The following is a 25042-nucleotide window of genomic DNA, read 5'->3' as shown; positions in this document are numbered from 1 at the left end:
TTTGTGTAACTTGCATATTACAAAAATGGACCGGGTGAAGCCGGTCATTTTGCTGATATATAGAGACAAGTTATTCGCAGTAAGAACCACTTTTTTGAGAACCTGAATGGAAGTTAAAGAGAAGCAACAACAAGGAGAAAAAATGAAAGAGACTTTCAACCCTGAAGAAGCCTTTCAAGCGTCTTTTAAATATTTTAATGGAGACGAATTGGCAGCACGTGTTTGGCTGAACAAGTACGCACTGAAAGATTCATTTGGAAATATTTATGAAAAGACTCCGGATGATATGCATCGCAGAATTGCAAGTGAAATTGCAAGAATTGAAAAGCGTTATCCGAATCCGCTAAGCGAAGAAGAAATTTTCGCCGTACTTAAGGACTTTAAATATATCGTTCCACAAGGAAGCCCTATGTCAGGAATTGGTAATAAATTCCAAATTGCATCTTTGTCTAACTGTTTCGTGATTGGTAACGATGGTGATTCCGATTCATATGGTGGAATCATGAAGATCGATCAGGAGCAAGTTCAGTTGATGAAACGTAGAGGTGGAGTTGGACACGATTTATCTCATATCCGTCCTAAAGGTTCGCCGGTAAAAAATTCAGCTTTAACTTCAACAGGAGTTGTTCCTTTTATGGAGCGTTATTCAAACTCAACCAGAGAGGTGGCACAAGATGGTCGTCGTGGAGCTTTAATGTTAAGTGTTTCTGTAAAGCATCCTGATTCAGAAGAGTTTATTGATGCTAAGATGGAGCAGGGTAAAGTTACTGGAGCAAATGTTTCTGTGAAAATTCACGATGAATTTATGCAGGCAGTATTGGATGGTAAACCATATACCCAACAGTATCCTATCAATTCAGAAAATCCGACCTATAAAAAAGATATAGATGCAGGAAAGCTTTGGAACAAAATTGTTCACAATGCTTGGAAATCTGCAGAACCAGGAATCTTATTCTGGGATACCATTGAAAATGAATCGGTACCTGATTGTTATGCTGATTTAGGCTACAGAACGGTTTCTACAAATCCTTGTGGAGAGATTCCTTTGTGTCCTTACGATAGCTGTCGTTTGTTGGCAATTAACTTGTATAGCTATGTAGAGAATCCATTCACTAAAAAAGCGAAATTTAATTTCGATTTGTTCAAGAAGCATGTGGCTCTTGCGCAAAGAATCATGGATGATATCATTGATTTGGAATTGGAGAAAATTGATGCAATTATAGAAAAGATTGATTCAGATCCAGAAGGAAGTGAAATAAAGAGAGTAGAAAAAGATCTTTGGACCAATATCAAAACCAAAGCCAACGAAGGAAGAAGAACAGGTGTTGGTATTACTGCTGAAGGTGATATGATTGCTGCGCTTGGAATGCGTTATGGTAGCGATGAAGCTATTGATTTCTCAGTAGAAGTTCACAAAACCATTGCGGTTGAAGCTTATCGTTCATCAGTTTATTTGGCAAAAGATCGTGGAGCTTTCAATATTTTCGACATCAAGAGAGAAAGTAAAAACCCATTTATTTTGCGTTTGAAAGAGGCTGATGAGAGTCTTTATGCAGACATGCAAAAATATGGTCGTAGAAATATTGCTTGTTTGACCATTGCTCCTACTGGAACAACCAGTTTGATGACTCAAACCACTTCTGGTATTGAGCCTGTATTTATGCCTGTTTACAAGCGTAGAAGAAAAGTAAACCCTAACGATAAAGACGTAAGAGTTGACTTTGTAGATGAAGTTGGTGATAGCTGGGAAGAATTTGTTGTATTCCACCACAAGTTTGTTACCTGGATGGAAGCAAATGGAATTAACGCAGCTCAGCACTTCACAAACGAGGAAGTTGATGAATTGGTGAAAAAATCGCCATACTATAAAGCAACTTCGAATGATGTAGATTGGGTACAGAAAGTTCGTATGCAAGGAAAAGTTCAGAAATGGGTAGATCACTCGATTAGTGTGACGGTGAACTTGCCTTCTGATGTACCGGAATCATTGGTTGGTGATTTGTATGTTGAAGCATGGAAGAGCGGTTGTAAAGGTTGTACAGTATACCGTGATGGATCTCGTTCAGGTGTATTGATCTCTAACGATAATAAAGAGGAAGAGACTAAGGTTGTACCAGAAAAACGTCCTGCAGAATTGGAAGCAGAAATTGTTCGTTTCCAAAATAACAAAGAAAAGTGGATTGCCTTTATCGGTTTGTATAAAGGACAGCCTTACGAAATTTTTACCGGTATTGCTGATGATGAAGAAGGTATCTTATTGCCAAAATCAGTGAATAAAGGTATTATCATTAAGAGAAAAGATGATGAAGGGAATACTCGTTACGACTTCCAGTTCTGTAACAAGAGAGGATTCAAAACGACATTCGAAGGTTTATCTTACAAATTTGATAAGGAATTCTGGAACTATGCAAAACTGATTTCAGGAGTATTACGTCATGGTATGCCAATTGAACAAGTGGTAAACCTTGTTTCTGGTCTTCAGTTGGATAGTGAAAACATTAATACCTGGAAAAATGGTGTTGAGCGTGCACTTAAAAAGTACATTCCGAATGGAACCAAAGCTAAAGGGATGATATGTACTGATTGTGGTTCGGATCATATCATTTATCAGGAAGGATGTTTAATTTGTCAGTCTTGTGGAACATCAAAATGTGGGTAAGCACTTTATAAAATAACAAACTACTGTTTAAAAAAAGGAGTCTTTTAAGACTCCTTTTTTTGTTTTGAGTTTTAAAAATAGCAGATGTGTTTATTTTGAATCGTAAGTAAAATTGTTTTAAAACACTTGTTTTGTAAGTAAAAAATCTTATTTTTGTTTCAATCAGTTTAGATTTCAGTTTTAAAACTTATAAATATAAAGTTGATTCCCATATCAGCAATGGTGAGTTCAAGAAATTGACATATGACTGTTTAAATTTATTTCTGTTGTTAGGGCTTTTCATTGAGAAGCCCTTTTTCTTTACATTGGGTATAAAAAAGTTCATATTAGATTCGGATTTTTTTTGTCTTATCATAAAATATTCTAACTTTGGTATACGACAATTATTTAACTAATAAATAAGAAGATACAGCATATGAATTTCTCCTCTGAATACAATTGGGAAGGTAAAGTGTTACTTGTGGCAGAAGATGAAGATTTTAACTATATCTTTCTGGAAGAAGTGCTTACAGATACCAATGCTCGTTTAATTCGAGCCAGAGATGGGGAAGAAGCCATTCGTATTTTTGAGTCCAATCCTGAAATTGATTTGGTGTTAATGGATATGCAAATGCCAATAATGAATGGTTATGATGCTACTCGAAATATCAAGAAATTAAATCAACAAATTCCTATCATTGCACAAACTGCCTACCATTATGGAGAAGCATACGAAGAGATTATGGCTGCCGGTTGCGATGATTTTGTAACAAAACCTATTGATATTAACGGCCTAAAGGATGTGATTGCTCGATTTATTTAATTTTAAGCAGTTTCTTAATTTTCTACAATAATTTTCTTTTTCCATTTTCTTATCTTTGCTGCGAAATTAACGGATATAAAAATGAGCGAAAAGAAAGTCAGAGTTCGATTTGCACCAAGTCCGACCGGACCGTTGCATATGGGTGGTGTAAGAACAGCCTTATTTAACTATTTATTTGCGAGAAAGCACAATGGAGAATTTTTGTTGCGAATCGAGGATACCGATCAAACAAGATATGTTCCAGGAGCTGAAGATTATATTGTAGAAGCGCTAAAATGGTGTGGAATTACAATTGACGAAGGAGCTACCGTAGGTGGAGAATATGGTCCTTATCGTCAGTCGGAACGTAAGCCAATGTATCGTGAGTATGCCGATAAGTTGATTGCTTCGGGTGATGCTTATTATGCATTTGATACTCCTGAGGAGTTAGATGCTATCCGTAAGAAATGTGAAGAAGAAAAGAAGACTTTTATATACAATCACGAAACTCGTGAAAATTTGAACAACTCATTGGCATTGCCTGCCGAAGAGGTTCAGAGAAAAATTGATGCGGGTGAAGCATATGTAGTTCGTTTTAAAATGCCAGTTGGCGAAGAATTACACATGGATGATGAAATTCGTGGTCATGTAGTTTTCAATACATCTACTTTGGATGATAAAGTATTGTTCAAGTCGGATGGAATGCCAACTTACCACCTGGCAAATGTGGTAGATGACTACTTGATGAAGATTTCTCACGTAATTCGTGGTGAAGAGTGGTTGCCATCAATGCCATTGCACGTGTTGCTTTACAGACAACTAGGATGGGGTGAAGATATGCCTAAATTCGCACACTTGCCGTTAATTTTAAAACCAGTTGGTAAAGGAAAATTAAGCAAGCGTGATGGCGATAAGTTAGGTTTTCCAGTGTTCCCATTGTTGTGGACCGATCCGAAAAGTAATGACATTTCTTCAGGATATCGTGAAGATGGATATTTCCCGGAAGCTTTCGTAAACATGTTGGCTTTCTTGGGTTGGAACCCGGGAATTGAGCAGGAAATCTTCTCAATGGAGGAACTTTCGCAAGCATTCTCATTGGAGAGAGTTAATAAATCAGGAGCGAAGTTCGATCCGGAGAAAACCAAATGGTACAATCGCCAATATTTGGTAAACAAATCAGATGAGGAGATTGGTAGCCTATTTACCAAAGAGGTATTAACAGCAAAAGAGATTGAAGCTGATCAAGCTGTTGTGAACCGTGTATGCGGAATGGTGAAAGATCGTGTAGATTTTATTGCTGAACTTTGGGATCAGGTGAACTTCTTTTTCGAAGCTCCAAAAGAGTATGATGCCAAGACTGTGAAAAAAGGATGGAAAGCGGATACTCCTGAATTGATGACCGAATTAAAAGGTATTTTAGAAGGTATTGAAGACTTCTCATCAGCAAATACAGAGGAAGTAGTTAAAGAATGGATCACCTCAAAGGAAATAGGCTTTGGAAAAGTGATGAACCCATTCCGTTTGGCGATGGTAGGTGCAGGTAAAGGTCCTCACATGTTCGATATTATCGAAATTCTTGGAAAAGAAGAAACCATTGCTCGTTTGGATTTTGCAATGGAGAATATCAAAAAATAAATCATTGATATTAGATATAAAAAGGGCTGTCGATTATTAATTGACAGCCCTTTTCTTTTAATGTATGCAATGTGAATTAGCCTCTTCGTCTTTCCAAAAGAATCATCATCATAAGGCTTAACATGATTCTGTCATCATCTTCCTCGTTCATTTCGCCCAACTTTGTCAATTCAAATCTACGACCAAAGAAGGAAGGCATCTTTTTCAAGCGAATAATTTCTTGTTCATCCTGATCTTTTACAATGTAAGATGGATTGAAAAGGTAACCCGTAAGAATTCCCAATACAGGAACTTGCGATAGAATTGAATCCAATACTTTGATCCAGCCATTTTCTTCGCGAATATTGTATTTCTCTTGTTCGCTTCCGTTAAATATTTTGTACTCTGCTTTCCAAATGGATTTCCATCCCTTGCGAACTACTTTACCAAATTCTTTTTGATCTTCATTCAGGAACTTATAGGCAGTAGAAAAATCTAACCATTTATCGGCTTTAATGCTATAGTTTTGTTTTGTGCGGCTTTCGTCACTATAAATTTGAATGTCCTCTTTTAGCTTGAACATTTTCTGGCGGACGTAAGCTAATGTTTTACCATCGGCATCGGTAGCTGTAAAATCGTTGGCAATGGTAGAAACTTTGAATTCAAAGTTTACCGGGAATTGTATTTTTTGCATTTGATGTGATTATAACTAATGAGGGCGGAAAATTAGAAAAAGAGTTCTTTATGAACAAAACAAAAATATTATAAATATATAATTGAGATCATTTGCTTTTGATATCCGTGGGTTAAAACCCATGACAATTGATTGGGATTCTGCGCTAATCTGGTGGAGTTCCGGAAACTTCTAGAATCGAGGAGTATTATAAAATTATCAATTCGAATTTGCACGAATATCAATTACCCCAGGTTTTAACCCGGGGAACTCCAGACATATCATTATAAAAAAACCTGTCAGGATTTTAAATCCTGACAGGTTTGTATTTTATCTAGCTGATAGCTATAATTATTTCTTCTTCTGTGCTTTTGCCCAAGAATCTTTCAAGGATACAGTACGGTTAAAGATCAATTGATCAGCATTGGTATCCTTATCAAGCGAGAAGTATCCCAAACGTGTAAACTGGAAGTGATCTTCAGCTTTTGCATCTTTCAAGCATGGCTCAACATAACACTCTTTCAAAATCTCCAATGAATCAGGATTGATGAAATCCTTAAAATCTTTGTCCTTGTGTCCGTCAGGAGCTTCGTCGTTAAACAAACGATCGTAAACGCGAACTTCAGCTTTAGCTGCATGTTTTGCAGATACCCAGTGAAGTGTACCTTTTACTTTACGCTTGCTCTCTTCGGTTCCGCTACCACTCTTCGATTTAGGATCGTAAGTACAGTGAATTTCGGTGATGTTTCCATCAGCATCATACACCGCTTTCTCACACATTACAATGTAACCTGCTTTTAAACGAACCTCGCGACCCGGAGTCATTCTAAAGAATTTACGAGGTGCATCTTCCATAAAGTCGTTGCACTCGATATACAATTCGCGTGAGAATGGAATTTCCCGAGTTCCTGCATTCTCATCTTCCGGATTGTTATCAATGGTCAACCATTCTTCTTCTCCTTCGGCATAGTTGGTGATTACCAATTTTACAGGATCCAACACACCCATTACACGAGTTGCAGTTTTGTTCAAATCTTCGCGAACACAGAACTCTAATAAAGAAACATCAATAACATTGTTACGTTTTGCAATACCAATGGTATCGGCAAAATTGCGAATGGCAGCAGGAGTATAACCTCTACGACGCAAACCAGAAACGGTTGGCATTCGCGGATCGTCCCATCCATTAACATGACCATCGGTAACCAATTCTAATAACTTACGCTTACTCATTACCGTGTAGCTTAAGTTTAAGCGAGCAAATTCACGCTGCTTAGGTCTGTATTCTGTATCAGTAATGTTATCGATAAACCATTCGTAAAGCGGACGGTGAACTTCGAATTCCAATGTACAAATTGAGTGAGTAATTCCCTCGATATAATCCGACTCGCCATGAGCATAGTCGTACATTGGGTAAATGCACCACTTGTCGCCAGTACGGTGATGATGCGCATGCAAAATACGATACATCAATGGATCGCGCATGTGCATGTTTGGTGAAGCCATATCGATTTTAGCACGCAATACTTTTTCTCCATCCTTGAACTCACCCTTCTTCATTCTTGCGAACAAATCAAGGTTTTCCTCAACGCTACGGTTACGGAAAGGACTTTCGGTTCCAGGAACTGTTGGACTTCCTTTTTGCTCTGCAATTTGCTCAGCAGTCTGATCATCAACATAGGCTTTGCCATCTTTGATTAACTGAACTGCCCAATCGTATAACTGATCGAAATAATCAGAAGTATAATGTGGTTCACCTTCCCATTCGAAACCCAACCATTTGATGTCTTCCATAATAGAATCAACATACTCAGTATCTTCTTTAACTGGGTTGGTATCGTCGAATCGTAAATTACATTTTCCCTGGTATTGTTGGGCAAGGCTAAAATTTAGGCAAATTGCCTTTGCGTGACCGATGTGAAGATACCCATTTGGTTCTGGTGGGAATCGGGTGTGTACTCTTCCATCATTTACATTGTTTTGCAGATCTTCCTCGATGATCTGTTGGATAAAATTCAGAGATTTTTCATTAGCACTCTCTTCCTTTACAGTTTTGTTATCCATGTTTTTCAATTTAAAATGATACAATGATTTGCCTCGGATTCGATTGAATCCTGCCTTGCTTTTCGTTTCTGAAATGCACAAACATAAATTTACAATAAATCTTTACATCTGTACCTGTTTGAAAACGAAAAAACAAAAGTAGTTAAAATCCCAAAAACCAAAACCCAAAACCCAATTTTTGTGATATGGAATTTGGCTTTTGGAAATTGGAATTTCTTATTTTAATTTCGCCCCAGAATATCAACAACAAACAGAGATGGGAATTATCGAATTGGAAGGCATGGAGTTTTATGCCTATCACGGATGTTTTAAAGAGGAGCAGATAGTAGGGAACAAGTTCACCGTGTATGTACGCATGGAGTACGATGAAACAAAGGCTGCCCAAAGCGATTACATTGGCGATGCGTTGAACTACCAGCGTGCCTACGAAAAAATTAAGGAGCAACTGCAAATTAAGTCGCATTTGTTGGAGCATGTTTGCCAACGAATTTTGGATATGTTGTACGAAAACTTCCCAGAATTGCAGCATGCAACGGTAAAAGTATCGAAAATGAACCCGCCAATGGGTGGACAAATAGAAAAAGTTAGCCTTACGCTGAGTCGTTAAGCTATTGATAATGCTAAGTTTGCATTATAGGTGTGAAATTTTTGTTACAAAAGCTAGCAAAAAGTTTGCATAGGTAAAACAGAAATTTATATCTTTGCAACGCCTTTAAGGGAGATAGGGTCTCTTGGCCGAGTGGCTAGGCAGCGGTCTGCAAAACCGTCTACGGCGGTTCGAATCCGCCAGAGACCTCTGGAAAATTCGAATAAAACCTCATTTGCTTATGCAGATGAGGTTTTTTGTTTTACAATGAAACTTGTCCATTCACATCGTCTTTTTTATTTTTTGGATTATTGTGTTCGAAATAAATTTTCTCTTTGCAGAGATTGTATTCATTTCTAAGAGCATTCGCATCTTCATCTGTGAATTCAGAATAATCACAATCAATAAGCTGATTTTTTGCAATATTTATACCTTCTAGATTTGAATTCCTACTATTCTTAAGTATAACAATAGAGAGTTTATCTCTGTAATTATTTGCAATTCTACAGCCTCTAAGTATTGACTTTTCAATGTTTATTTTAATATTAATGTGTCTTAATCCCGTTAACCTAAGATCATTTCGGCTAAACTTGTTAAGTAATGTCCAATCAATATTTGTCATATCAGAAGCAGCAAAACTAGTTGATGTTATATCTGATTTTATAAATGATATGTTATCAATAAATGAGGTTAGGAATTTGCAATTATATAGTTTTGTATTGTTGAAGCTAACATTGCAAGTAATATTTGTATCTAAAAAAGTAACTTGTGAGAAGTTTAGCATCTTCTCGAATTTTGTATTTTTTAACCTTGTTCTATCAAAAATAACATCGAACATATCAGATGAAGAAAAATCTACATCGTCAATATTATAACTTAAAAATATAGTCCTGTGGAAGGTTGAAAACTTAAATATTGCATTTGTTATTGATGGCATATAGCAAAAAGAAAAATCTGAACCATTTAGATTAGCATTGTCAAAGTTAATACCAGTAAAATTGGAGAACCTTAAATTAGCCTTTAATCCATTGTATGGATAATTTTTTTCTTGGTATCGTTTAAATAAGTTGTTCACAATAGATTGGCTGATGGTATTGTTTATTTCTTTATCGGTTTTTTTATAGTTGTTGGAATTTCTTAGGTAGCTACACAGAATATCAAATACAACTTCAGCGTACTCCTTTGGATTTTCTTTAGCAATTTGATGTAATTCTGCAATTCCCCCTAGAATAATAGGTTTTTTATCATTACCTAAGTGTTCAATTGCATTTTTAAATCGTTCATCGATTTGTGATTTGACTTGTCCACGAACACTTTTTTCGAATGTATTTGCTCTTTTAAAAGCGATTAATACCCCAATAAATATCCCAATGCCACTTATGGTACTTAAAGAGATTTTTAATAATGCTCCATTTCTGTCTAAATTATTTGGATACAACCATCTTGCAAATTCCTCAAAGGATGATTGTGCTAGAGGAAAGTAAAAATTAGCTCAATAGATAATAAGTATTAAAACGATTATTACAGGGAAGGTTTTTAAACATGTTTTGTATGTAGTATTCATTAAATTAAGTTTTATTCAAATATACTAAAAGAAATAATCTAATACTTTAATAGCATTTTGATTATTTCTTTCACCATTACTCAAATTATTCCTAATATATTCATAGTAGTTCCTCAGCTAAAGTCCCATTAGTAAGCTGTCTAACGTTTGGGCAATCCCTTGTGGTTGCCCTATAGCCTTATAGCCCTACAGTCCCATAGCCCTAGCCCTTGTCCTAATACTTGTAGTGCCCTGTATCAGCTTCTTGCTCTTTGACAGGCTAGTGCTCGCCTTTCAGCATTACCATGTGACTGTCTGCTAGCAGATCTTTTGGCTGGCACTTTTCGGGTACCCACAAGGGGCACCCGTTACCTCTTTTGCCAGTTTGCTGGGTTGTTTTTGATGTAGTCAGAGATACGATCGAAAGCACCATCGTTTCGGATGATGTGCTCGTAGTAGTTGCGCAGCCATAAGCGTTTTTGGTAAGCTTGCCAGCCATGCTCTTTTACGCCTTTGATGTACTCCACCGTAGTGATTGACTTAAAAGCCCCTATTATACTGCCGACTGTCAAGGCAGTGCCTTGTGCGGTGGTTTGGGCAGTCCCTTGTGGATGCCCGTTTTTGCTTTGTGCCTGCCCTTCACGGGTATCCACGAGGGGTACCTTGATATTACTTTCAGCTTCGTTACATTACTTACAGCATCGGTTATTTCCACTATGCCATGAAAGTGGTCAGGCATTACCACGAACTCGTGCAGTTCGATATTCGGAAAGCGGCTCTTTAATTTGAGCCATTCCAATTCTATCATTTTACCAGCATCATTCAAAAGCATTACACCATTATCAATTTTACCGAAAAGGGGTAATCGGTTTTGACATACTAAGGTGATAAAGTACAAGCCTTCCTTTGAGTAATCGTACCCTTTTAATCGTATGGATTGTCGGTTTGGTAATGGTTTATTCATTGCATTTTCTAAAAGAAATACCGAAGCATCTTTATAAATATAACAACTATTTCGAAGTCAAACTATCAAGACTACCTTGGTTTTAATTTAAATAATTGGGACACAAGGAAGACAAATATGAATATCACGATCATTTTGTTCGCCAACAGCCGATAATATTGATGTGATGATCAGATTTGTGCAAAATGATCGCCAAAATGGATTTTTTCGCCCAGATTTGCACAAATTTTTGATAAAGATCGATCCAGAACGGGAAATTTGTACAAAATTCCTTTCCAAATCAATCTTAACGCCCAGATTTGTACAAAATAAGCACTCAAATCGATTTTAAACTCCAGGTGAGTACAAAATAAGCTTCATATTTCATTTGCTCAATATTTAGCGGGTAAACTTCGCACAATTAACATTCGCATTTCCACACCCAACATGGATAGTTTTATGCTAAAAATGCTTACATTACAGTCAGTTAACCCAATTCAACCACGCTATGAAAAACAAGTACATCTCTCTTCCCCTATTTTTTATTTTGGTATTCTCTTTTTATATCGACGGACTTTCGCAGTGTACCTATCAGCATAAGCTCGATAGCATTGTGCAGTTGTTGGATATGCCTGGTGCAAAATTCTCCATCATTTACCAGGATGGGCGACAGGAAAACTATGTAACAGGTTATTCGGATTCTATCCGTAAGGAAAGAATGAATTTGCAACACGTAATGTTTTCGGGAAGCATAGGGAAAACCTACGCTGCAGCAGTTTTGTACCAATTGGTTGAAGAGGGTAAAGTCGATTTGAAAGAGAAGTTTTTTAACTACTGTAAGGGGGAGTGTTGGTTGTCGAAATTGCCAAACATTGGGGATATTACCGTTGAGATGCTTTTGCAGCATACCAGTGGTTTGCCGCGTTATATCGAGAACGAGAAGCTGTGGATCGAACTGGAAAATAATCCCGATAAGGTATGGAGCTATAAGGACCGACTACAGTATGCATTTGATATGGAAGCCGTGCACAAGGCAGGCGAGGGTTGGGCCTATTCCGATACCAACTATTTGCTGATTGGAATGCTGATTGAAAAAGTTACGGGCATGAATTATTACGAGGTGGCCAATGCAAGGATTTTAGCCCCACTGCATTTTAAAGAAACCTATGGGGCAAGCCGTCGCGATATCCCACGATTGCCAGTTGGCTATTCGGGTTTGGATGCCTTTTTTCATATGCCAAAACAGATGGTGGTTGATGGAATATATGCTTTTAATCCGCAGATGGAATGGACTGGCGGAGGGTATGCTTCCACTACATCCGACCTGGCAAAATGGGCCAAGTTTTACTACGAGGCGCTGCCATTTTCCAATGAAATGCTGCAGAAAATTGTTACACCTAATCCCCATGGGGTTTTAAGCGAGTACGATTCCTATGGTATGGGCAGCTTTATTTTTAAAAGTGCGCATGGCAAAGCCTATGGTCATACGGGTTTCGTTCCCGGATTTCGTTCCATATTCTTGTATTACCCGGAACAAAAAATTGCCGTGGCATTTCAAACCAATTGCGATTCCTACAAAGGCAAAATGACCCTATTGCATTGTGTCGACGAAATTTTGAAGGCTGAGTTTTAATGGATCATTGATTTCTGGTCATTTTCGAAATGATTTTTTCCCTTTTAGGGAAAATCCTGATAAGGAAAAGGGTGTTTTTAAGAGAAATAGAATCAAAAAAGACACCCTTCTGGCTGTCGCCATCTCCCCTGTAAGGCATACGCGTCAACTTAAGCCGTAAGGTTTATATTTTCAGGAAATTGTACACCCCTCTGTCCTGTCGGACATCTCCCCTGAAAAGGGAGAACGCAACAAATAAAGGTGCTGCTGTAAATTGAATTGTGAACTATCGTTAAAACTTAGCCTCTTTCCCTTACAGGGAAAGTGCCGACAGGCGAAAGGGTGAAAACGAAATGCAAAAACAACTTCGATGATTGTCAAACTTATATGTGTATTAAGTTGATGCGTATGCCTGTAAGGGGAGAATTTAGAATTAAACGATTGTATATTTAATTCTCTGTCGAATTATTTTCAGGAAAATAAATGTGAATTAAGAGACACTGATTTCATTCTTACTCACACAACTGCTCACTGTTCGCTGATTTCTGTTCATTGATAATTGTTCACTGTTTATTGCTCATTGTTTACTGATAACTGATTTATTTTTTTTAATTTGGTACTTGTTCGGAAGGGCTGTAAACAGAGCCTTTCAAGAGTTTTGTTCCCCTATTTTATTAAACTATTGAATATGAATATTTTTACAAGCAATGATAATGGACCCAAAACAAGTTTTACCGCTTTAGAGTTGATGGAGGAGTTGGAAAAGGGTTCGGATATTTTACTGATTGACATTCGTGAGCCGCATGAATTGGCAAAAGAAGGGATCGAGAATTCCATTCACATTCCGATGGGAGAGATTCAAAATAAGATTCCTACTCTGCCTAAGGATAAGGATATCATTATTTTCTGTCATTTGGGATTTAGAAGCAAGCAGGTGCGAAATTACTTGCGTAAAATTGGCTTCCATAAGGTGGCGCATCTAAAAGGTGGATTGTACAGTTGGAATCGCCAACTAAAGAAAATGAAGGCAAATGCTTATTAATGTATAAAAGGAAAGCTCAATAATTTGGTTTATTGAGCTTTCTTTATGAACATTATTTAATAACTACTTGGCAGGAGTTTCCACTACATTCATTACGCCGGAATAGTTAATTCTTTTGATGCCCGCATTTCGGAGTTGTCTTTTGATTTCTTCAATTGTCTCCTTATTGATTGCTGGATCGAGAACTCTGATTTCGGCAAGCGATCGTTTTTTGTTTTGTACCAAAGCTTTTGTTCTTTCTTCGATAAGGCTTAGCGCACATTTTTTCTGATCGATAAAGATTCCTTCCTTTGTAATTCTGATGTCAACTGCATTGGCAGAATTTTTAATGGCTGTGAAAGGCGCGATGCGGATTGGAACTCTTTCATCAATTTCCAATTGCTGTGCATCCGATAATTGAAAGTAATCCTTTCCAAACAGCTCCTGTGCTTTTTCTGATCGCACTTCCAGGTAAGCTTTCCCAAAGGCTTGCATGCTTTCGGCAATGGCTTCTTTTGGAGTAGCCCTGTCAACTTGGTAGCTAATGGCAAGCTGGTTTACCTTTGCTGATTTGCCATTGCTCAATTTGCTTACAGCCATTTCAGGATTGGCATTGTTCCAATGGTTCTTACCACTGATAAATGATTTTGCAATGGCTTTTAAATCTTTTTTGGCTACCAATTGCCCGTTTGCAAGAAGATGCCCACGTTTGTTTTGCAAAATGGCTAACACATTTTTTTGTTTAATGGGTTTTAGCTTCCAGCTTAAATCTGGTTTGTGGGCAGGTTGTTTGCCAAAGAAAACACCAGCATTTAAATTTTCGATATTTTCATATCGCCATTCCTTAAGCCACGATTCACTATCGTTGGCCTGAACCATGAGCGCAGGCAGAGTATTTACCTTTTCACTTACTTTAGGATTGGTAAATGCTTGTAAAAGCAGAAATCCTGCAGGTAAAAAAAGTAGGGTTTTTGCAACGCTCCATCGTAAAAATTGTTTCTTTTTCATCATCTTAATTCGTTTTGAGATTGAACCTTGTTTGAAATGATTTGCTGAAGCAAAACGTCTTTTGCCTACAGCTTTTTCCAAAATCAACAGTTGATATTGTGTTGCATCGATGCCAGATTTGAGTACGGCCTGATCGGCCTGAAATTCGTGAACCAGTTTTAACTCCTTTTTCAATAACCATGCAAATGGATTGAACCATTGCAGAAAACAAACCAGTTCCATTAAGATTACATCGTATGAATGATGCAGCCTTAGGTGTGCTTCTTCATGCAGAAGAATTGGAGTTTTATTGTTCTGGTAATCTTGTTTTGAGAGTACAATGTATTTCCAAAACGAGAATGCCTGTATGTTATCTTTTACAATCGCTAGTAGTAAATTTTTATAGGATTGTATGTTGGCTTGTTTTAGCCATTTAAAAATGCTTTTGTAGGATAGCAAGAAACGAAGGAAAAGCAGAATCAGAACCAGTTGGTAAATCAACACATACCAATTTATTTGATGGATGTGGCTTATTTTGCCTGTTGTTTCAAGCGGAGTGCTGTCGATTATGCCGGTTTCCACCAATGGCAATTCAATAAATTCGCGAACTTTTATTAATGGTGTAGAATTCATCTCGCTTGCGGGAATCATATTGGCCAGCAGCGGTATTGTAAATGCAGCACCTACCGATAGCAGAAGTACCAACCTTTTGTAGGCATGTCTTCCATCTCTACTCAACAACAATTTGAACAGAAGGTAGAAAAATGCCAGGCCAATACCTGTTTTTATCATGTATGTAATAAAACTAAACAGCATTATTTGTCTTTATTGTCTTCAATGTCCTTTATTAACCTTTTAAGCTCATCGATGGATAGTTTCTCTTCTTCAACGAACATGGAAACTACTCTTTTGTAAGAGTTGTCGAAGTATTTTTTAACCACATTCCCCATGGTTTTTTTGTGATATTCTTCTTCGGTAATGGCAGCATAGTAGCGATGCGTTTTCCCAAAGGTCTCATGAGCGATGAATGATTTTTCTTCCAAAGCTCTCACCATGGTCGATAGGGTATTGTAATGTAATTTCTGATCGGGAAAGATTTTCTGAAGTTCTTTTACAAACATTGGACCTTTGGCCCAAAATAATTTCATAATTTCCTCTTCTTTCTGTGTTAACTTCTTCATTTCGCAAAATATTTTAATCAAATATAACTATAAAATCTAGTTTGTCAACTATAAATACAGTTTAAAAACTATAAATTATAGTTGATAAACAATAAGGGCGAACTGAAAGTGTCGAAAATACTGGGGAAAAGGAGGTTTAGGATCTTTATATATTTCTGTGGAAATATTTTTGAACTGTGTTCAAGATTGTCGCAAAGACTATTTTGGATTAAAAATCAGAGCTGAGTGCGACAATGAATTGGAAGAGTTTTTAACCCGGGGTGAGAATCGTTTTACTCATTTACCCCGGGCAATTATTATGGATTTTGTCCTGTTAATTTTTATTGGAGGCTTTTGGAAATTTATTCACAAAAACCAAGAGTAGAGATACAAAGGTGCCGATAAAAGCAGCATCTCTTATTTCTGTTGTGATGGAAAGCCTATCGGCATTCGTAAAATAATCGAGAATGTATTCTCCTGCAAAAATTCCAATGCTGAAGATTAAGGAATAGACTAAAAAAGGAATGATTTTTTCTTTCATCTGTTTAAATTTTATTTTCTGCCTGGATAAAATTGATGTTCGTTTCATACTTATAGGTTTATACGAACTTTTCTCTGCGTTGTAGGTTAATTAAGCTCCACAGAATGGTAATCAGCGAACCAATGATTAGCATCATGCGATTTTGATACAATACATTTTGCCAGATGGTGTAACTCATGTCGCCCGGAACGTTAAAAGGATTTAGAAAGATGTTCCACTTGCTGTATTGTAATGGTTCGGCCAGTATCAGAAATACCAATCCTAAAACCACCATGACTACAGCTGCTCCACTTGCATTTTTAATTAAAGTGGTGAGCAAAAATGCCAAACTTGCCAAAAACAGGAGGCAATACATTAGCTCGTAAACCATATGGAATACATCAATCTTGATTACCAGAAAGACCGTTAACCACGACATTAAAAACATTAGCGATACCAGCAAAAGAACGCTTAATGCAAAGCGTACCAGGTAAACTTTGTATCGGTAATTGGGAATTCCGAATAGAATTTCGAGCATTCGGGTATCCTTATCGCTTTGGATGATATAGATCACCGGATAAAAGAGGATCAATATTCCCGGGAAAATTAAGCTCGTGTAAATATCCGACTCATCGGGACTAGAATCTGTAAATAGCATGATGCCCATAACCATAAAGAAGAAGGCGAAGGCTGCTATCAGAAAATAGATGAATTTGTTCGCAAATATGATCTTCACATTGTAGCGAACAAAGTCTGTTATGAGTTTTATTTGTTCTATTGTTTTCATGTTGTAAGCTTTCTTGTTAAGTCCCCTCTTGAGAGGGGATTTAGGGGAGTGTTCAAACATCCCCCTTTTATCCCCCTTCGAAGGAGGAATTATACATTCATCATGGTTATTTTTTGCTCGCTGGTATCATTCAGCAAGCACAAATATGCATCTTCGAGGTTTGCTTTGGTGTTCACCGCTCCGTATCCCGGATCTTCATCCGATAGGCATCTTACTCGAATATGATCGTTATCGCGCATGTGATGAATAATCACGTGTTCTTTCTTAAACTGTTCAAATTCTTCAGGCGAAATCTTCAACATCCAAACTTTTTCGTTGGCAATTCCTGCCATATGAACAGGTTCACCAAGATATTTCAGTTCTCCTTTTTTCATTACTGCCACTCGGTTACACGAGCTTGCTACATCCTCAATAATATGAGTAGAGAAGATTACAATTCGCTTCTTACTCAGCTCAACCAAAAGGTTTCTGAAGCGGATTCGTTCGCGAGGATCAAGACCTGCTGTTGGCTCATCTACCACAAGAATTCTTGGCAGGTGAAGCAAGATTTGAGCAATCCCAATTCTCTGTTTCATACCACCCGAGAAGGATCCAATTTTCTCATCTTTGTTCTTGAGCATGTGCACTGCATCCAGTACGTATCGAACACGCTCTGTGCGTACTTCAGTATTGTGAATCTTTTTCAGGATGGCCATGTAGTTCAGAAAATCCCAGGCAGTCATGTTTTCGTACATGCCAAATTCCTGTGGAAGGTAACCGATCAATCCTTGCAGTTCTTCGCGTTTTTCGCGAACATCAATGCCATTAATGGTGATTTGTCCGTAACTCTGTTCCAGTATTCCACAAACAATACGCATTAGGGTTGATTTACCGGCACCGTTAGGTCCCAACAAGCCAAACATACCGTTGCCAATGTCGAAAGAAACGCTCTTTACTGCTTTAAAAGGAACTTTCTGTTTTCCGATGATTGGGATAATCAATACAAATCGGTAGAAGAATTTACGAATTCCTTTAAACCTTCCTGTTAATCGGTTGATGTTGATTTTTTCGCGATAAATTTTGTCTGAAGTTTTCTTAATCAGCAAGGCAAAATACCACAGTACTGCAAGCGGAATGGTCAATCCGATTAATTCGTATTTGTTGTTGAAATAAGCTAATACAGCCAATGGGAAAATCCAGTAAATGAATTTATGAAACAGGTTGATTACAATTCTACCCAATTTGCTTTTGCCCTTTTCCACCAGGTGTTTTTTGTATTCCATAATTGGCGCCATGAAATACAAAAGCATAATTTGGAAATTGATGGATAGTAGAACCAACCAAAATTTACTTTGCAAATGGAAATAGATGAAAAAGATCATGAAGGCGATTAGTGGCAATTGCCATATCAGAGTTAAGAAATCGCGCAAGCGAGTGTAAGAGTGTTTTAATCCCAAACGTTCTCTTATTCTTAATCCTGATTTCCATTCGCGCATAAACCTGCCATCCCAATCGTATATTTTCACAAGATTTCGGATCTGGATTTGCAATTCGTCATCGGCAGCAATGAGCTCTTCGTTGGCTTTGCGCAAACTTGCCTGAATAAAATAAATACAGGCAGGTACCGATAACAGAAGTACCAATAGGTTGATGATTTGCCAGATTTTACTGTCTACCTCGGTGTATATGAAATAGGCTCCGGCTATCCAAATGCCAAATTGTATTACTTTAACCCAAACTTGCTGGTTTCGCATCCAGTTTAAGCTGGTTTGTAATCCGGTATAAAGTGTTGGAATGAATACCAAAGTTAAAATGGTACTTAAGCTTAAGCCCCCAATTACGGTAATGGCAAACGGAACACCAATTTGAGTAACATATTCAGCTCGTCCCAGTGCCAGTGGCATTAAGGCAATAATGGTGGTAATGGCTGTAATTAAAATTGGACGTATACGAGCCAAGCCTGCCATCATTAAGGCTCTGGATTGTCGGTAACCTCGTTTTCGAAGCACATTGGAATAATCGATCATGATGATTCCGTTGTTTACCACAATTCCAAGTAAAATAATCAGGCCTGTAAACACATTGGCATTCATCAATGAGGTTCCGGTAAGTATCAGTGCAAGCAATGAACCAATGGCAGCCATCGGTATCGAGAACATCATTACTATTGGCATGTTAAATGATTCGAAAACCGATGCCAAAATCATGAAAATAAGAATAAATGCCATTAGGAAAAGGAAGCCGAATTCGCCCAAACTGTTTTCCTCGTGAACAATTTCAACAGCCAGTCCCGAAGGCAAGGTCATTCCTCCAATGATTTCGTCGATTTCTACTCGTGCAGCTGTAAGAAGGTCCTTGTCATCGTTTACTTCATCGATAAATTGATAAGAAACCACCAGCTGTTTTTCCTGATTGGTTCGCTTAATGGTAGACAAGCCATCGGTAAAGTTGAATTTACTGATGTTTTCCAATTCGAATTCTGCTCCTTGAGTACCACGAACGCTTAGCTTGCGCAGATCTTGTGCATTTCGAGTGATTTCAGGATTTTCACCAAGGGTTTTAATAACGATATCGTACTCTTCGTTTCCTTCCTTAAACACAACATTACTCGAAAACTCTTTTGGGAAAGAGTTCAGCTCCGATAGAACCGCACTCACAGGAATATCATACAAGGCCATTACCTGTTTGTCCAATTCCAAAACCAATTCAGGTCGCTTGGAAGGAATGCGTACATTCACATTTTTAATGGAGGTAAGCTGATTAAGGTAATAGTCCAAATCTTCCGAAAGGTTAAGCATCTTATCGAAATTCTGACCTTTAATAATCAGCTTTTCTTTTTGACTACCGATGCCCAACATTTCCATGAATGGATCGTCGCCTCCGAAGCCATCGCCTCCGCCGCTACCAAATCTTCTTCCTCGTGCCGGAGGTTCCCAGCTAAAAGAGGAGCGAGGCAAGCCATCAAGGCGTTCCATGATGTTTTTCTTGATGCCAGGGATGCTTAAATTTTGCTTTTCGCGATAATCATCTACCAAGCTAATGGTTAGCATGGCTTCCTCTTCGTAAATCTGACTGGTGATATCTTTCTTCTCCTCGAGTGAGGCCAACTTTTCTTCTACCTGCTGAACAAACAAATCGGTATTTTCAAGGGTGGTTCCTCCCGGAAGGTTGACATATAGATTTAGGTCTTTGTTTTCGGTTTCTTCAGCAGAAATAAAGCTTAATCCTAAACTGATCAGTAAAGTGATAAAGAATAAACCTAAAGCGCCCACAACGGTTCTTCCCGGGTGACGCATGCAAGATTTTAGCAATACCAGGTATACTTGTACCAATCGGTTATGATAGGAGATATTCTCAAAGTTTATCTCCTGAAAATTTCCTTTACGTCTTAAAAAGCTGTGCGTAATCATAGGAATCAACAGTAAAGCAACCACCAAGGATACCAATAGGGTAGAAATGATGGAAACACCAATGTGCTTGCCCATTAATCCGATTAAGAAATTGGATGAAAATACGAATGGCAGGAATACCGTTATGGTGGTTAGGGTTGCTGCAAATATTGAGCGCCAAACTTCCTTGGTTCCCTGAATTACTGCCGTATTTGCATCTTTCTTTTGTGCAGCCAGTCGGTATATGTTCTCGAGGACGACAATGCTGTTATCGAGGAGCATACCTATGGCCAGGGCCATTCCCAACAGCGTTAGTGTATTGATACTAATTCCGTAGGCATAAAAGAAGTTGAAGGCAGTGTAAACTGAGATTGGAATTGCCAAAGCAATTGCAGTTACCAATCGCAAGTTTTTTAAGAAAATCCAAAGGATAAATATTGCCAATACACCTCCTACCAGGGCCAGTTCGATGATTAAATCGATATTGGTTTTCATGGTTTCAGCCATATTTAGCTGAACAACCATTTCTACATCTTTGGTCTTTAGTTCTTTGTTTAGATCATCAATTTTGGCAAGGGTGACCTCCGATAATTCAATGATGTTTGACTGAGCATCGCGGGTCAATTGCAGGGTTACCGCTTCCTTACCATTTACACGACTGTAGGAAGTTTGAGTTTTTACCCCGTAATGAATGTAAGCGATATCCTTTAAACGGATATCTCCCTTTTCCTGTACAACCAACTCATGTAGCTCGTTGATATCAGAGAACTGGGAAACCACATTTACAAAATTCAGTTGATCTTTATCGATTACTTCCCCTGCAAAACGTCGAATGTTGCCATTGTTATTCAGTGCCGTTCGAACATCGGAAGGACTAATTCCATAGCTCTTACATACGTCATCGCGAAGCAATATTTCTACCGATTTTTCACGACCACCAAATATTGCAGCATTGGCAATGCCATCAATGTTTTGGATTTTATCGAGAATTTCATTCTCAGTGATTTGTCGCACACGGTCCACTCCACCACTTCCACGAACCTGAATGTTCATGAACATGTTGTTGAGTTGTTCCATATCAAACTTTAAAACCTGAACCTGAAATTCCTGGGGAAGATCTTTTTTGACTTCCTCCACCTTTTCGGCAAGTTTTAAATAGGCGTACTTGATGTTTGTGCCTTGTTCAAAAGAAATTTGAATGCTTCCGCGTTGCTGTCCTGCAGTTGATTCTATTTTCTCAACTCCTTCAAGGCTTCCTGCAACTCCTTCTAAGGGGATAATTGCCTGATTTTCCATATATCGTGGATCCACCTCGATACCGGTACCAACCTGAACAAAGAGCATAGGAAGGTTTGCATTGGGAATCAATTCGACAGGTAGCTGCTTGTAGGAGAAATATCCCAGCATACTTAATCCTGCGAAGAGCATGGCAATTAAAACCTTTCTTTTTATAATGAAGTTCATATATTTCAAATTTTAGCTTCCAATTCCCCTCCTGAGAGGGGACAACGGGGAGTGTTTTGATACAGACATCCCCCTAAATTCCCCTTTTAAGGGGGACTTTATCTGTAATATTTTACTCTTTCACATATTTAATTCTCTCTTCCCTTGAATTGGTGATAAAAACTTTGAATTCTATCGAAGGCAAAGTATACACAAGGAATTACTACCAAACTCAGAAGGGTAGAAGTAATCAAACCTGCAATTACAGCAATAGCCATTGGAGCTCTCAGGGCAGCACTTTCGCCAAATCCAATTGTTAATGGAAGAAGAGCCAAAATGGTTGTTACACTGGTCATGATAATTGGTCGAATTCTATTCTCACCAGCCATGATAATGGAATCGCGTAATGAGTTTCCTTGCTCCTTGAACTGGTTGATGGCATCTACCAGAATTATGGAGTCGTTTACCGCAATTCCTCCTAGCATGATAATTCCGATGTAAGCCATAATGTTCATAGGAATCCCCAATAGGAAGAAAGCCCAAACAGCTCCAACTCCTGCCAAAGGAATGGTAAGTAAGATGGTAAATGGATGAATTAAAGACTCAAACTGAGATGCCATTACCATATACACAAGAATTACCGAAAGCATTAGAGCAAAACTAAGGTTCGACATGGCTTCTTGTCTTTTTTGTTCTTCACCAATTAATCCAATTTGGTAACCCGTTGGCAAGTCTACATTCGCTAATTTCTCATTAATCTTTCCAACAACCTGGTCGAATGCTATGTCACCACGAATATCAGCACTAATTTTTCCGATTCGGTTTTGGTTTCTGCGAAGCATTTGTTTCGGCGATGAGGATTTTTCGATATGCGCAACTTCGTAAAGAGGAATTTCTGAATTGCCATTCTGAAGCATTACAGAATTCAGCTCGTTGATGCTGATCTCGGGAAGTTGAACGGTGATGTCGCTCATTTCGCCACCATGCTCGTATTTGCCGGCTTGTTTTCCCATGAGCATGTCCTGTAATTGTCCCGCAATGCTTTCGGTACTCATGTTGAAAATACCTGCTTTATAGCGATCAACCACAACATTAACTTCTGGAGCACCTTCCTCAATATTGGTTTGCACATTGGCCAATTCAGGAATGGAAATTAAACTCTCCTTTATCTCATTCGATAAGCGTTCTAAAACTGCCATATCTTTTCCTTTTACTTCAACTTCAATAGGAGCATCTTCTGTCCCAATTGTTGATTGTAAAGCGGTTTCATCTCTTACGATAGATATTTCTGCATTGGGAATATTGCTGATTAAAGTCCCAACATTGGTTAGAATTTCTTCCGAAAGAGAAATGTATTCTTTCTTCAATTTGATTTTGATATTGGCCGTATTCTCATTTTGGAAAACAGCTTTGTCAGTTGCACTTCCTGTATCAGGGCCTATTTTGCTGTAAACCGTTTCAATTTGATCGCCCATAGATTGCCAAAGCATCGACTCAATGGCTTCAACTGTTTTTGAGGTTCTTTCCAATTGTGTACCTTCTTGTAGCTCTATATCTAAGCTAAACTCACCAACACCACTTTTGGGTAAATATTCATTCCCAACCATTGGTAGAATAAGTCCGGTAACAATCAGTAAAGCACAAGCACTAATCATTACAAGTCCTCTTTTATTTAAAAGATTTCCTAATAATTCGCCATACCATCCAATCTTAACAGATTTAAATTGGACCTTTTTCTTGCTTCCCTTGTAGGCATAGTTAAAAAGCATTGGAATAAAGAGAATGGCTACAAAAAGTGAAGCGATTAATGAGAATGCAACAGTCCAGGCCTGATCTTTGAACAAAGCACCGGAAGCGCCATGCAGATATACAATTGGAAGAAATACCACAATGGTGGTTAGGGTGGAAGCAACAATGGCACCGCCTACCTCAGAGGTTCCTTCAATGGCTGCATCTTTCACCGATAAGCCAAGCTCCATTTTTCTAAAGATATTCTCAATCACAACAATGGCATTGTCGACCAACATTCCTGCACCAAGTGCCAATCCACCCAAGGTCATAATGTTTAGACTAAGGCCATTAAAGTACATCAGGTTAAAGGTGGCAATAATAGAAACCGGAATTGCGAAACTTACGATAGCTGTAACTTTAAACCTGCGAAGGAAAATGAACAATACAAAAATCGCGATCAAAACTCCAAGTAGAGCTGTTTCTTCCACTTCATCGATGGCTTTTTGTATAAACTGACCTTGATTTTGTACAATGATAAATTGATATCCCGGTAAAGCTTTTTTAATGGATTCCATTGCAGTATCGAAATCTTCTACAGCTTTTACTGTATTCGATCCGGTTTCTTTGTAAATGGACAATCCTACGCAGCGTTCACCATTTATTCGAACAATATTTTGAGCTTGTTTAGGAACAAACTTTACCTGTGCCACATCTTTCAGTCGAATTGGCACTTTGTTTTTTACAGGAACTTGGTTGCCCTGATTTGCCCCAGCTTGAGTTGGGAGGTTTGCTTGTAGGTTTTTAGTGCCAACAATTACATTTTCTATTTCCTCAATATCTCGAATTAAACCAGCACCTTTAATAATGTACTTGGTACCCATTTCAACAATGCTTCCGCCCGATACATTTCGGTTTAGACTTTGAATTTTCTGAACAATTTGATCAACAGTCAGATCATGAGCATCTAAAAGATATTGGTTGGTTTCAATTCTAATTTCTTTCTCAAGTGCACCAGTTAGCTCAACTTCAGCAATACCTTCCAATCTGATCAATTCATTTCGGATGTAATTTTCTCCAATCTTACGAAGCTCATCCATGTCTTTTATTTCAGGATGAAGCATTCCCATGATTAGAATAGGAGATGCGTTAGGATCGTGTTGAGTGATCGTGAAATCGTCTAACTCAGAATTTTGAGAGTATGTTGTTAAAGCCTTTTGCAGGTCAAGAAAAGCTTCATCCATATCGCTTCCCCAAGTATATTCAACGGTAACTCGAGCCGAACCAACCATACAAACCGATGATACTTGACTTACGCCCTTTTGCCTGATGGCCTGGGATTCTATGCTTTCAATAAATTGCTTTTCTATCTCTTCAGGAGGTCGTTCACCTGCCTTTATTTCCACAAAAATGCGCGGTGCATTCATTTCCGGAAACAGATCTACACTCAGTTTACCCAGCGAAACATAGCCTAAGAGTAAAATGGCCAATACAATCATGGACACAGTTACCGGGTAATTAACTGAAAATTGAGTTATTTTCTTCATGTGGAA

General features: G+C 38.2%; 16 protein-coding genes and 1 tRNA gene. 7 read left to right on the top strand and 10 right to left on the bottom strand.

All coding sequences use genetic code 11. The features are described 5' to 3' along the window. The first annotated feature begins 106 nt into the window (after positions 1-106). The 3 genes from BXY64_RS15785 (at position 107) to gltX (ending at position 5075) form a co-directional block, all read left to right on the top strand. On the top strand, positions 107-2659 hold the full coding sequence (locus tag BXY64_RS15785; RefSeq protein ID WP_120240937.1) for an adenosylcobalamin-dependent ribonucleoside-diphosphate reductase: 2553 nt from the start codon (positions 107-109) through the stop codon (positions 2657-2659). 415 nt (positions 2660-3074) lie between these two features. Further along, a complete protein-coding gene (locus BXY64_RS15780) occupies positions 3075-3461 on the top strand; it encodes a response regulator (RefSeq protein ID WP_120240936.1) in 387 nt (128 codons plus the stop codon). An 81-nt stretch (positions 3462-3542) separates the two neighbouring features. Continuing rightward, positions 3543-5075: a glutamate--tRNA ligase gene (gene gltX, locus BXY64_RS15775; RefSeq protein ID WP_120240935.1), complete on the top strand. Its 1533-nt coding sequence runs from the start codon at positions 3543-3545 to the stop codon at positions 5073-5075. Positions 5076-5151: 76 nt separating this feature from the next. Here gltX and BXY64_RS15770 read toward each other — a convergent pair whose 3' ends face one another. Together BXY64_RS15770 and BXY64_RS15765 are read right to left on the bottom strand one after the other, a co-directional pair. Then, on the bottom strand, positions 5152-5748 hold the full coding sequence (locus BXY64_RS15770; RefSeq protein WP_120240934.1) for an LURP-one-related/scramblase family protein: 597 nt from the start codon (positions 5746-5748) through the stop codon (positions 5152-5154). Positions 5749-6078: 330 nt separating this feature from the next. Beyond that, complete coding sequence (locus BXY64_RS15765) at positions 6079-7791, bottom strand: glutamine--tRNA ligase/YqeY domain fusion protein (RefSeq protein ID WP_120241040.1); 1713 nt, start codon at positions 7789-7791, stop codon at positions 6079-6081. 256 nt (positions 7792-8047) lie between these two features. Between BXY64_RS15765 and folB the strand changes: the two genes are divergently transcribed. Together folB and BXY64_RS15755 are read left to right on the top strand one after the other, a co-directional pair. Next, entirely contained in the window at positions 8048-8398 is a 351-nt protein-coding gene (folB, locus tag BXY64_RS15760; RefSeq protein WP_054719635.1) for a dihydroneopterin aldolase, read from the top strand. Positions 8399-8516: 118 nt separating this feature from the next. After that, a tRNA-Cys gene (locus BXY64_RS15755) sits at positions 8517-8587 on the top strand. Between the two features lie 52 nt (positions 8588-8639). Here BXY64_RS15755 and BXY64_RS15750 read toward each other — a convergent pair. Next, positions 8640-9815 (bottom strand): pentapeptide repeat-containing protein, encoded by a 1176-nt coding sequence (locus BXY64_RS15750; RefSeq protein WP_120240933.1) that lies wholly within the window; start codon positions 9813-9815, stop codon positions 8640-8642. A gap of 473 nt (positions 9816-10288) precedes the next feature. Further along, positions 10289-10447, bottom strand: coding sequence for a transposase (locus tag BXY64_RS21725; protein ID WP_211334516.1), 159 nt, complete (start codon positions 10445-10447; stop codon positions 10289-10291). Positions 10448-11371: 924 nt separating this feature from the next. On the opposite strand from BXY64_RS21725, the gene BXY64_RS15740 reads away from it, so the two are divergent. After that, on the top strand, positions 11372-12496 hold the full coding sequence (locus BXY64_RS15740) for a serine hydrolase domain-containing protein (protein ID WP_120240932.1): 1125 nt from the start codon (positions 11372-11374) through the stop codon (positions 12494-12496). 667 nt (positions 12497-13163) lie between these two features. Beyond that, a complete protein-coding gene (locus tag BXY64_RS15735; protein WP_120240931.1) occupies positions 13164-13517 on the top strand; it encodes a rhodanese-like domain-containing protein in 354 nt (117 codons plus the stop codon). Positions 13518-13580: 63 nt separating this feature from the next. Here BXY64_RS15735 and BXY64_RS15730 read toward each other — a convergent pair whose 3' ends face one another. From BXY64_RS15730 to BXY64_RS15705, 6 genes are all read right to left on the bottom strand, one after another. Next, positions 13581-15299, bottom strand: a complete 1719-nt coding sequence (locus BXY64_RS15730; RefSeq protein ID WP_120240930.1) for a M56 family metallopeptidase — start codon at positions 15297-15299, stop codon at positions 13581-13583. Next, positions 15299-15664: a BlaI/MecI/CopY family transcriptional regulator gene (locus tag BXY64_RS15725; RefSeq protein ID WP_120240929.1), complete on the bottom strand. Its 366-nt coding sequence runs from the start codon at positions 15662-15664 to the stop codon at positions 15299-15301. Before BXY64_RS15725 ends, BXY64_RS15730 begins: the two co-directional genes overlap by 1 nt. Before the next feature lie 313 nt (positions 15665-15977). Further along, positions 15978-16184 carry a hypothetical protein gene (locus BXY64_RS15720; RefSeq protein ID WP_120240928.1) on the bottom strand — a complete coding sequence of 69 codons (207 nt, stop codon included), beginning with the start codon at positions 16182-16184 and terminating at the stop codon, positions 15978-15980. Positions 16185-16242: 58 nt separating this feature from the next. Then, a complete protein-coding gene (locus tag BXY64_RS15715) occupies positions 16243-16950 on the bottom strand; it encodes a hypothetical protein (RefSeq protein ID WP_147376013.1) in 708 nt (235 codons plus the stop codon). 89 nt (positions 16951-17039) lie between these two features. Further along, complete coding sequence (locus BXY64_RS15710) at positions 17040-21782, bottom strand: efflux RND transporter permease subunit (protein ID WP_120240926.1); 4743 nt, start codon at positions 21780-21782, stop codon at positions 17040-17042. 128 nt (positions 21783-21910) lie between these two features. After that, positions 21911-25036 carry an efflux RND transporter permease subunit gene (locus BXY64_RS15705; RefSeq protein ID WP_120240925.1) on the bottom strand — a complete coding sequence of 1042 codons (3126 nt, stop codon included), beginning with the start codon at positions 25034-25036 and terminating at the stop codon, positions 21911-21913. Between the last annotated feature and the right edge of the window lie 6 nt (positions 25037-25042).

It is taken from the genome of Marinifilum flexuosum, from assembly GCF_003610555.1.
Taxonomy (GTDB): domain Bacteria; phylum Bacteroidota; class Bacteroidia; order Bacteroidales; family Marinifilaceae; genus Marinifilum; species Marinifilum flexuosum.
This window is presented reverse-complemented; position numbering and strand designations above follow the sequence as displayed.